9 protein-coding genes and 1 pseudogene are annotated in these 10,725 nt (G+C 60.8%); all 10 read left to right on the forward strand.

All coding sequences use genetic code 11. From position 1 onward, the window contains the following. Positions 1–301: pseudogene (locus SWE17_RS15290) on the forward strand (MBL fold metallo-hydrolase); the annotation flags it as partial. Next, positions 298–2,052 carry a SulP family inorganic anion transporter gene (locus tag SWE17_RS15295; RefSeq protein WP_322993903.1) on the forward strand — a complete coding sequence of 585 codons (1,755 nt, stop codon included), beginning with the start codon at positions 298–300 and terminating at the stop codon, positions 2,050–2,052. The pseudogene SWE17_RS15290 and the gene SWE17_RS15295, both read left to right, overlap by 4 nt. A gap of 213 nt (positions 2,053–2,265) precedes the next feature. Then, complete coding sequence (locus SWE17_RS15300; RefSeq protein WP_322993904.1) at positions 2,266–2,991, forward strand: HAD-IA family hydrolase; 726 nt, start codon at positions 2,266–2,268, stop codon at positions 2,989–2,991. After that, positions 2,988–3,674 carry a ribulose-phosphate 3-epimerase gene (gene rpe / locus SWE17_RS15305; protein WP_322993905.1) on the forward strand — a complete coding sequence of 229 codons (687 nt, stop codon included), beginning with the start codon at positions 2,988–2,990 and terminating at the stop codon, positions 3,672–3,674. The genes SWE17_RS15300 and rpe overlap by 4 nt, the downstream gene beginning before the upstream one ends. Positions 3,675–3,732: 58 nt before the next feature. Then, positions 3,733–4,830: a class 1 fructose-bisphosphatase gene (locus SWE17_RS15310; protein WP_322993906.1), complete on the forward strand. Its 1,098-nt coding sequence runs from the start codon at positions 3,733–3,735 to the stop codon at positions 4,828–4,830. A gap of 48 nt (positions 4,831–4,878) precedes the next feature. Further along, a complete protein-coding gene (locus tag SWE17_RS15315; RefSeq protein WP_322993907.1) occupies positions 4,879–5,763 on the forward strand; it encodes a phosphoribulokinase in 885 nt (294 codons plus the stop codon). A gap of 17 nt (positions 5,764–5,780) precedes the next feature. Continuing rightward, on the forward strand, positions 5,781–7,886 hold the full coding sequence (tkt, locus tag SWE17_RS15320; protein WP_322993908.1) for a transketolase: 2,106 nt from the start codon (positions 5,781–5,783) through the stop codon (positions 7,884–7,886). A 29-nt stretch (positions 7,887–7,915) separates the two neighbouring features. Beyond that, positions 7,916–8,581 carry a phosphoglycolate phosphatase gene (gph, locus tag SWE17_RS15325; RefSeq protein WP_322993909.1) on the forward strand — a complete coding sequence of 222 codons (666 nt, stop codon included), beginning with the start codon at positions 7,916–7,918 and terminating at the stop codon, positions 8,579–8,581. Between the two features lie 57 nt (positions 8,582–8,638). Next, positions 8,639–9,655, forward strand: coding sequence for a type I glyceraldehyde-3-phosphate dehydrogenase (gap, locus tag SWE17_RS15330; RefSeq protein ID WP_322993910.1), 1,017 nt, complete (start codon positions 8,639–8,641; stop codon positions 9,653–9,655). After that, on the forward strand, positions 9,652–10,725 hold a 1,074-nt coding region (locus SWE17_RS15335), incomplete at its 3' end, for a phosphoglycerate kinase (RefSeq protein WP_322993911.1). The genes gap and SWE17_RS15335, both read left to right, overlap by 4 nt.

Genomic DNA, 10,725 nt, shown 5'->3' on the forward strand with positions numbered 1-10,725 from the left:
GATCCAGAAAGTGCTCAGTTTGCCGGACAACACCGAGCTGTTCATGTGCCATGACTACCCGCCCGAGACCCGCCAGCCCCAGTGCGTGACCACCGTGGCCGATCAGAAAAAAGCCAATGTGCATGTGCACCAAGGCGTGAGCGAGGCCGAGTTTGTGGCCATGCGCGAAAAGCGCGATGCCACTTTGTCCATGCCCGTGTTGATCTTGCCTTCTGTGCAAATCAACATGCGTGCTGGCCACATGCCGCCACCCGAAGACAATGGCCAGCGTTACCTGAAGATCCCGGTGGACGCTTTGTGAGTTCGGCACTTGAGCGCTGGTTCCCCTTTCTAAGTTGGGGGCGGCGTTACAACCGTTCGCTGCTCACCGCCGATGGTGTGGCTGCCGTGGTGGTGACGCTGATGCTGATTCCGCAAAGCTTGGCTTATGCGCTGTTGGCGGGCTTGCCTGCACAGGCGGGTTTGTACGCCAGCATGGCCCCTTTGGTGCTTTATGCCTTGATGGGCAGCAGCGGCACCTTGGCCGTGGGGCCTGCGGCGGTGACCTCGCTCATGACGGCGGCCAGTGTGGGCGCGGTGGCGGCGCAAGGCAGCGTGGCTTACACCGAGGCGGCTTTGATGCTGGCCCTGCTCAGCGGGGCCATCATGCTGGTGATGGGCGCGGCGCGGCTGGGCTTTTTGGCCAATTTTTTGAGCCACCCGGTCATCTCAGGCTTTGTCTCGGCGTCGGGTTTGCTGATCGCGGCCAGCCAGCTCAAACATTTGTTGGGTGTGCCCCTGCACGGCGAGAACCTCTTGCAGCTGCTGCCGCAGCTGTGGCAAAACTTGTCCAGCCTGCATTTGCCGACCAGTGCGATGGGTCTGGGTGCTTTGGCTTTGCTGCTGCTGGTGCGCCGTCAGCTCAAGCCCTGGCTCAAGCGCTTGGGGGTGTCTGCGGGCGCGGCCGAATTGGCGGCCAAGGCGGCCCCGGTGGCGGTGCTGCTCTTGAGCATTGCCTTGTCAGCCGTGTGGCAGTTGGCTGAGCAGGGGGTGCGGGTGGTGGGCACTGTGCCACAAGGCTTGCCGCCGCTCACGCTGCCGGGCGTGTCATCAGGAGCTTCGGCGACAGGTGGGTGGGCCGCCCCATGGGCGCTGGCCCAGGCTTTGTGGGTGCCTGCTTTGTTGATTTCCTTGGTGGGCTTTGTGGGGTCGGTGTCGGTGGGCCAGTCCTTGGCGGCCAAGCGGCGCGAACGCATAGACCCCGATGCCGAGCTGCGTGCGCTGGGCCTGAGCAATTTGGGCGCAGGCCTCACCGGTGGCTTTCCGGTCACGGGCGGGTTTTCGCGCTCAGTGGTCAATTTTGATGCGGGTGCACGCACGCCTGCCGCAGGCATTTACACCGCTGTGGGGCTGGCGCTGGCGGCTTTGTTCTTGACACCTTGGCTGTTTCATTTGCCGCAGGCCACTTTGGCCGCGACCATCATGGTGGCCGTGCTCACCTTGGTCGATGTCGGGGTGTTTGCCCGCACCTGGCATTACGCCAAGGCCGATTTCATTGCTTTGTTGCTGACCTTTGGTCTGACCTTGGCGGTGGGCGTGGAGGCCGGGTTGATCGCGGGCGTGAGCGCCTCGATGCTGTTGCTGCTGTACCGCACCAGCCGCCCGCACATCGCGGTGGTAGGGCAGGTGCCGGGCACCGAGCATTACCGCAATGTGCTGCGTCACGCGGTGCTGGAGCAGCCGGGCATTTTGGGCCTGCGCGTGGACGAAAGCCTGTACTTTGCCAACGCCCGTTTCCTCGAAGACACCATCGCGGCCCAAGTGGCTGTGCGGCCAGGTGTGCGGCATGTGGTGCTGCAATGCTCGGCGGTCAATGACATTGACGCCAGCGCACTCGAAAGCCTGGAAACCATCAACGCCCGTTTGCAGGCTTCAGGTGTGCAGCTGCACCTGTCCGAGGTTAAGGGCCCCGTGCACGACCGTTTGCAGCGCAGCCATTTGTTGGCACAACTGAGTGGCCAAGTGTTCCTGACGCACCACCAGGCGGTACAGGCTTTGACGCAGGTCGTCTGAGACCTTGAGTTCTGAGCCCACTTCATTGGTGCTCCAACACCGTTGAGGCCTCTCCAATTGGCCAAAGCCGGGATGCCGGGATTGAGGGATTTGTGTATTGGAAATTGATTAAATTAAGCAATAGCTTAATTAACTCATTACCAATATTGAATTGTCCTGAGCTTCGGTCCTTCTTAAAGTGGAGCCCTTCTTCCTCACGAAGGGTTCCTCCCCATGCTGCAAGCATTGATCTTTGACGTTGACGGCACCTTGGCCGACACCGAAATGGCGCATTTGGCGGCGTTCAACCACGCTTTCGCCGAGGTGGGGCTGGACTGGCGCTGGGATGTGCCGCTGTACAAGCGCTTGTTGGCGGTGTCGGGTGGCAAAGAGCGCATCAAGGCGTATTGGCAAACGCTGGAGACCCAACCCAAGGACATCACGGGCGCGGGTATGCAGGAGACCATTGACCATCTGCACGAGATCAAGACCGCCGCGTATGAGCAAGCGGTGCAAGACGGTGCAGTACAGATGCGCCCCGGGGTGCTGGCACTGCTGTCAGCTGCCGGTGCGGCGGGGCTCAAGTTGGCCATTGCCACCACCACCTCGCCCGTCAACATCGCGGCCTTGCTGCGCCAAGCCATCGGGCCGGACTGGAAGCAGCATTTTTCGGTGATCGAAGATGCCTCGACTGCGCCGCGCAAAAAGCCCGACCCGATGGCCTACCAGCAAACCCTGTCTCGCCTAGGGCTTATGCCTGCGCATTGCCTGGCGTTTGAGGATTCCGAAAACGGCCTGCGCGCCGCCATGGCCGCAGGTCTGCGCACGGTCATCACCCCCAACGATTTCACCGACGAGCACGATTTCAAAGGCGCATTGCGCAACGTCCCCAGCCTGCAAGGCGTGGGGCTGGCGCAGTTGCGTGAATGGCACCAAACCGCTTTCAAGGCCCAAGTATGAACCCCGTCCGCATCGCCCCCTCCATCTTGTCCGCCGACTTTGCCCGTCTGGGCGAAGAGGTTCGCGCCATTGAAGCCGCAGGTGCGGACTGGGTTCACTTTGACGTGATGGACAACCATTACGTGCCCAACCTGACCATTGGCCCGCTGGTGTGCGAGGCGATCCGTCCGCATGTCCAGATTCCAATCGATGTGCATTTGATGGTCGAGCCGGTCGACGCCTTGGTGCCTTTGTTTGCCAAGGCCGGGGCCAACATCATCACCTTTCACCCGGAGGCCAGCCGCCATGTGGACCGCACATTGCAAATGATCCGTGACCACGGTTGCAAAGCGGGCCTGGTGTTCAACCCGGCCACCCCGCTGGAGTGGATGGACCATGTGATGGACCGCTTGGATGTGGTCTTGCTCATGAGCGTGAACCCTGGCTTTGGTGGCCAGAAATTCATCCCCTCGACCTTGCCCAAGTTGCAAGCGGCCCGCCAGCGCATCAACACCCATGTGGCGCGCGGTGGCCAATCCATCGTGCTGGAGGTGGACGGCGGCGTGAAGACCGACAACATCGCCCAGATCGTGGCAGCCGGTGCCGACACCTGCGTGGCAGGTAGCGCCGTGTTCGGTGCGCCCGATGCCGATGGGGGCTACCGGGGGGTGATGCAAGCCCTCAAGCAAGCCGCTGTGGCTTGAGCCAAATTAAGAACTGCCGAATTCCCGAATTTTTAAAACTACAGAGAGTGTTTGCCCCATGTCCTTGAGCCCCCGCACCACGCCCACCTTGACGCAGTACCTGATCGAAGAGCGTCGTCGTTTTCCCGATGCCAGTGGTGACTTCAATGCTTTGATTTTGGATGTGGCCATGGCCTGCAAAGCCATCGCCAAATCGGTCGCCTATGGCGCTTTGGCCGACATGTACGGCAACCACGCGGTCGATGCCGGTGGCAGCATCAACGTGCAAGGTGAGACCCAGAAAAAGCTGGACGTGGTGAGCAACGAGTTGTTCATCCGCATGAACGAGTGGGGTGGTCACTTGGCTGGCATGGCGTCTGAAGAGATGGACTTGCCCTACGACATTCCACCGCAACACCCCCGTGGCAAATACCTGCTGGTGTTTGATCCGCTGGATGGCTCCAGCAACATTGACGTGAACGTGTCGGTGGGCAGCATTTTCAGTGTGCTGCGTGCGCCTGACGCCACCGCAGAAGGCGGGCCCTTGACCGAGGCCGATTTCTTTCAGCCCGGAACAAAGCAAGTGGCCGCTGGCTACGCCCTGTATGGCCCCACCACCATGCTGGTGCTGAGCGTGGGCAATGGTGTGGCCGGTTTCACACTCGACCCGGTGATGGGTGAGTTCATGCTGACCCACCCCGAGTTGCGCGTGCCCGAAGACACCCAGGAGTTCGCCATCAACGCCTCCAATAGCCGCTTTTGGGAAGCCCCGGTCAAGCGCTATGTTGACGAGTGCCTGGCCGGCAAAACCGGCCCGCGTGGCAAGGACTTCAACATGCGTTGGATTGCTTCCATGGTGGCCGAAGCGCATCGCATTTTGATGCGTGGCGGCGTGTTCATGTACCCCCGAGACACCAAAGACCCGAGCAAGCCCGGTCGCCTGCGCCTGCTGTACGAAGCCAACCCGGTGGGCTTCATCATGGAACAAGCCGGTGGCCGTGCCAGCACGGGCCAGGTGCCCATGTTGAGTGTGCAGCCCACCAGCTTGCACCAGCGCATTGGCCTGGTGTTTGGCTCCAAAAACGAAGTCGAGCGCATCGAGCGCTACCACGCCGAACCAGCCAAGCAAGACAGCTTTGCCCCCCTGTTTGCCGAGCGCAGTCTGTTCCGCGATTGAGCCACCCACAGGGCAAGCACCGAATTTCAAAACTACAAGGAGATCCCCATGTCTGAACGCCACCCCATCATCGCCATCACAGGCTCATCAGGTGCAGGAACGTCTACGGTGACGCGCACGTTTTCCAACATCTTTCGCCGCGAAGGCGTGAAAGCGGCCATCATCGAAGGCGACAGCTTTCACCGCTATGACCGCAAAGAAATGAAGCAGCGTGGTGCAGACGCAGAAAAAGAGGGCAACAAACATTTCAGCCACTTCAGTGCCGAGAACAACCTGTTTGGAGAGATTGAAAACCTCTTTCGCACCTACGGTGCCACAGGCCAAGGCAAGTCACGAAAATACCTGCACAACGCCGAAGAGGCCGCACCGTACCAACAAGAGCCCGGCACCTTCACACCCTGGGAAGACCTGCCGAGCGACACCGACATGCTGTTTTACGAAGGCTTGCACGGCGCTGTGGTCACGCCCGAGCACAACATCGCGCAGCACCCTGATTTGCGCGTGGGCGTGGTGCCCGTCATCAACCTGGAATGGATTCAGAAACTCTGGCGCGACAAGCACCAGCGTGGCTACAGCACCGAGGCGGTGACCGACACCATCTTGCGCCGCATGCCCGACTATGTGAACTACATCGTGCCGCAGTTTGAGCACACGCATGTCAACTTCCAGCGTGTGCCTTTGGTTGATACCTCCAACCCCTTCATCTCGCGTGACATTCCGTCGGCCGATGAAAGCGTGGTGGTGATCCGTTTTGCCAACCCCAAAGGCATCGACTTTCCCTACCTGCTCAACATGATCAACGACTCCTGGATGAGCCGTGCCAACACCATCGTGGTGCCCGGCGGCAAGATGGAAATCGCCATGCAACTGATCTTCACGCCTTTTGTCTGGCGAATGATGGAGCGCCGCAAACGCTCTCTGGGCCAGGCTTGAAGCGGGGACAAAAGCACATGAACTCCGCTGCAAACACATACGCCCACCCCACACCTGAGATGGCCCGCCGCATGGCCAACGCCGTGCGCATGCTGGCTGTTGACGCGGTCGAAGCCGCCAAGTCTGGCCACCCGGGTGCCCCCATGGGCATGGCCGACATCGCTGAAGTGCTGTGGAACCGGCATCTGAAACACAACCCACTCAACCCGCAGTGGCCCGACCGCGACCGTTTTGTGTTGTCCAACGGCCACGGCTCGATGCTGATTTATGCCTTGCTGCACTTGACGGGCTATGACTTGGCTTTGGACGAGCTGAAGAAATTCCGTCAATTGCACAGCAAGACCCCTGGCCACCCGGAGGTGGACATTACCCCGGGTGTGGAAACAACCACGGGCCCACTAGGCCAGGGCATCACCAATGCCGTAGGCATGGCCTTGGCCGAAAAGATGTTGGCCGAAGAGTTCAACCAGGAAGAGGGCGGCCAGCGCCTGGACATCGTGGACCACATGACCTATGTGTTCCTGGGCGATGGCTGCTTGATGGAAGGCATCAGCCACGAGGCTTGTTCACTGGCGGGCACTTTGCGCTTGTCCAAACTGGTGGCGCTGTACGACGACAACGGCATCTCGATAGACGGCCATGTGGAAGGCTGGTTCACCGACGACACACCCAAGCGCTTTGAAGCCTATGGCTGGAACGTGATCGCCAAGGTGGATGGGCACGATCCACAAGCGGTGAACGCCGCCATCGAAGCGGCCAAGGCGCAAGCCCACAGTGCGAATGGCAAACCCACACTGATCTGCTGCCAAACCGTGATCGGCATGGGCTCACCTAACAAGGCGGGCACCCACGATGTGCACGGCGCAGCGCTGGGCGCTGCCGAAATTGCCGCCACCCGCGAAGCGCTGAACTGGCCCTATGCCCCCTTTGAAGTGCCAGCCGATGTGGCCAGTGCTTGGGATGCCCGGGCCAGTGGCATACGTGCGGAAAACCAATGGCGTGAGCGCTTTGCGACCTATCAGAGTCGCTACCCGGAAGACGCGGCCGAATTCGAGCGCCGCATGAGTGGCGACTTGAGTGAGGCCTACGCCCAGGGTCTGGCAAAAGCCTTGTCGGCCATCGTGGCCAAGCCCGATGCGGTGGCCACCCGCAAAGCCAGCCAGAATGCGCTCGATGTGTTGGCCCCTTTGTTGCCCGAGTTTTTTGGCGGCAGCGCTGACCTGACGGGCTCCAACCTCACCAACTTCAAGACCTGCACCAAAGCGGGCCGAGACACCTGGGGCAACCACCTCTCGTATGGCGTGCGCGAGTTTGGTATGGCCGCCATCATGAACGGCATGGCGCTGCATGGGGGTTACATCCCGTATGGCGGCACGTTCCTCACGTTCTCGGACTATTCGCGCAATGCCATCCGCATGGCAGCGCTCATGAAAAAGCGCGTGATCCATGTCTTCACGCACGACTCAATTGGCTTGGGCGAAGACGGCCCCACACACCAAAGCGTGGAGCATGTGCCCAGCTTGCGCATCATCCCGGGGCTGGATGTGTGGCGGCCCGCCGATGGCTTGGAAACCGCCGTGGCCTGGGCCTGTTCGGTGGAGCGCCGCGACGGCCCGAGCGCCTTGGCGCTGTCGCGCCAAAACCTGCCGCAGCTGCTGACCGACGCCGCTGATGCGGCCAAGGTGCGCCAGGGCGGCTACATCCTGAGCGACATGCCGGGTGCCCAAGCCATCATCGTGGCCACAGGGTCCGAGACCTCTTTGGCCATGAAAGCGCAAGCCGAACTGGCCACCCAAGGCGTAGCCACACGGGTGGTGTCCATGCCCTGCACCAATGTGTTTGACCGTCAAAGCGAGGCCTATCAGGACATGGTCTTGCCGCTGGGCTTACCCACCGTAGCCGTGGAAGCGGCACACCCCGATTTTTGGCGCAAATACGTGGGTCGCACCGGCATGGTGATTGGTATGAACAGCTTTGGTGAGTCAGCCCCAGCCCCGGCTTTGTACGCGCACTTTGGCATCACCACCGAGCGTGTGTGTGAAGCGGTGCGCACCTTGGTGCATCGTCACACCCACCGCCAGGCTCAAGTCCTGCCCGAGCACATCGTGCCCTCAGACAACTGAGTCGTGACCCCGTTGCAATGAGAGAAGAAATGTCAACACCACAAGCCTATTTTTTTGACCTCGACGGCACCTTGGTCGAAACCGCGCCTGAAATCGCCGATGCGGTGAACGACACCTTGCGCTATTTCGATTGGCCCGAGGTGTCGCAGCAACAAGTCAACGACTGGATTGGTCACGGAACCAAAGAGCTGCTGATCCAAGCGTTGGCCAGTGTCACCCAGACCCCGGTGGAAGCCGTGCGCAAAGGTGAAGATCTGAAGCAAGCGCTGCCGATTTTTGACCGCTACTACCAAGACCGTTGCGGTACACGCAGCAATTTGTACCCCCAGGTGCGCGAAGTGCTCGCGGCGCTGCGAGCACGTGGCTGCAAACTGGCGGTGGTGACCAACAAGGAAGGGCGTTACACCGACACCGTGCTGCGCGTGCACGGGCTTCAAGAGGCCTTTGACGTGGTGGTCAGCGGCGACACCTTTCCAGTCAAAAAACCCGATCCCACCAGCGTGGTGGACTGCTTGAAGCGTTGGGACCTGAAGGCCACACAAGCCTTGTTTGTGGGTGACTCGTCGATCGACGCAGCCACCGCCCGCAACGCAGGTGTGCCGGTCTGGTTGCTGCCTTATGGCTACAACATGGGCGAGTCGGTGCACGCCTGTGCGCCGGACCGCGTGATCGAGGATTTTTCGGCGTTGCTGTAAGTGGCCCTGTGCCACACGCATCAAAAATTCACTTTTTGAAGAATGAAAGAGACTGACATGAGCACAAAAATTGGCATCAACGGATTTGGCCGCATTGGCCGCATGGTGTTCCGCGCGGCGGTTCAAAATTTTGATGACGTCGAGATCGTCGCCATCAATGACTTGCTGGAGCCCGAGTACCTGGCCTACATGCTGCAATACGACAGCGTGCATGGCCGCTTCGAGGGTACCGTGGCGGTGGAGGGCAGCACCCTGATCGTCAACGGCCGCCCCATTCGCCTCACGCAAGAGCGCGATCCGGCCAACCTGAAGTGGGACGAAGTGGGTGCAGACGTGGTGATCGAAGCCACGGGCTTGTTCCTCGACAAAGAAGGCGCGGGCAAGCACCTGGCAGCAGGGGCCCAAAAGGTGGTGATTTCGGCTCCTTCGAAAGACGATACGCCCATGTTTGTGTTTGGCGTGAACCACGCCAGCTATGCGGGCCAAGCCATCATCAGCAACGCCAGCTGCACCACCAACGCATTGGCGCCTTTGGCCAAGGTGCTCAACGACAAATGGGGCATTCGGCGCGGCCTGATGACCACCGTGCACGCAGCCACCGCCACCCAAAAAACCGTGGACGGCCCGAGCAACAAGGACTGGCGCGGCGGGCGCGGCATTCTGGAAAACATCATTCCCAGCAGCACGGGCGCAGCCAAGGCTGTGGGCGTGGTGATTCCAGAAATCAAGGGCAAGCTCACGGGCGTGTCGGTGCGGGTGCCCACCAGCGATGTGTCGCTGGTCGACTTGACGGTGGAGTTGGCCACGCCCGCCACCTATGCCGAGATTTGCGCCGAAATGAAGGCGCAAAGCCAAGGGGCTTTGAAGCGCGTGTTGGGTTACACCGAAGCCAAAGTGGTGTCGACTGATTTCCGGGGCGAGGTGTGCACCAGTGTGTTCGACGCCGAAGCGGGCATGGCGCTCGACAGCACCTTTGTGAAGCTGATGGCCTGGTACGACAACGAATGGGGTTACTCCAACAAGTGCCTGGAAATGGCCCGTGTGGTGTCCGGCCAAGCAGGAGGTGCACGATGAAAGTCTTGCGTTTTGCCGATGTGGCCAAAAGCGGCTTTGCCGAAAACCGCCGCGTGTTCATCCGTGCCGACCTGAACGTACCGCAAGCCGATGACGGCAGCATCACCGAAGACACCCGCATTCGCGCCAGCGTACCTTGCATTCAGATGGCGCTGGCGGCCGGAGCCGCTGTCATGGTGACCAGCCACCTGGGCCGCCCGACCGAGGGCGAGTTCAAGCCCGAAGACTCGCTCGCCCCTGTGGCCAAGCGCTTGGGTGAGTTGCTGGGTCGCGAAGTGCCGCTGATCGCCAACTGGGTGGACGGCGTGACCGTGGCCCCCGGCCAGGTTGTGCTGCTCGAAAACTGCCGTGTCAACCAAGGCGAGAAGAAAAACAACGAAGACTTGGCCCGCAAGATGGCCCAGTTGTGCGACATCTATGTGAACGACGCTTTTGGCACCGCCCACCGCGCCGAAGGCACCACCTATGGCATCGCCCAGTTCGCCCCCATCGCCTGTGCTGGCCCTTTGCTGGCCGCCGAGATCGACGCCATTGGCAAGGCCTTGGCCAACCCCAAGCGCCCTCTGGCCGCCATCGTGGCGGGCAGCAAAGTCAGCACCAAGCTGACCATCTTGAAGAGCCTGTCGCAAAACGTGGACCAACTCATTGTGGGCGGTGGCATTGCCAACACCTTCATGCTGGCTGCGGGTCTGAAGATCGGCAAGAGCCTGGCCGAAGCCGACTTGGTGGAAGAGGCCAAAGCCGTGATCGACGCCATGAAGGCGCGTGGCGCTGAAGTTCCGATTCCGACCGATGTGGTGACAGCCAAGACCTTTGCCGCTGACGCGGTGGCCACGGTCAAGAAAGCCACCGAGGTGGCTGACGACGACATGATTTTGGACATTGGCCCCGAGACGGCTGCCAAGCTGGCCGCACAACTCAAGCAAGCGGGCACCATTGTGTGGAACGGCCCGGTGGGCGTGTTCGAGTTTGCGGCCTTCGAAAACGGCACCAAGGTGATTGCCCAGGCGATTGCCGAGTCCAGCGCCTTCAGCATTGCAGGCGGTGGTGACACACTGGCCGCGATTGCC

It is taken from the genome of Limnohabitans sp. (genome assembly GCF_034680285.1).
Lineage (GTDB): Bacteria > Pseudomonadota > Gammaproteobacteria > Burkholderiales > Burkholderiaceae_C > Limnohabitans_A.

Excerpts from the sequence above, each read along its gene's own strand:
- SWE17_RS15315 (WP_322993907.1), top strand. The coding sequence starts at position 4,879 with ATGTCTGAACGCCACCCCATCATCGCCATCACAGGCTCATCAGGTGCA.
- gap (WP_322993910.1), top strand. The coding sequence starts at position 8,639 with ATGAGCACAAAAATTGGCATCAACGGATTTGGCCGCATTGGCCGCATG.
- SWE17_RS15310 (WP_322993906.1), top strand. The coding sequence starts at position 3,733 with ATGTCCTTGAGCCCCCGCACCACGCCCACCTTGACGCAGTACCTGATC.
- rpe (WP_322993905.1), top strand. The coding sequence starts at position 2,988 with ATGAACCCCGTCCGCATCGCCCCCTCCATCTTGTCCGCCGACTTTGCC.
- SWE17_RS15300 (WP_322993904.1), top strand. The coding sequence starts at position 2,266 with ATGCTGCAAGCATTGATCTTTGACGTTGACGGCACCTTGGCCGACACC.
- gph (WP_322993909.1), top strand. The coding sequence starts at position 7,916 with ATGTCAACACCACAAGCCTATTTTTTTGACCTCGACGGCACCTTGGTC.
- tkt (WP_322993908.1), top strand. The coding sequence starts at position 5,781 with ATGAACTCCGCTGCAAACACATACGCCCACCCCACACCTGAGATGGCC.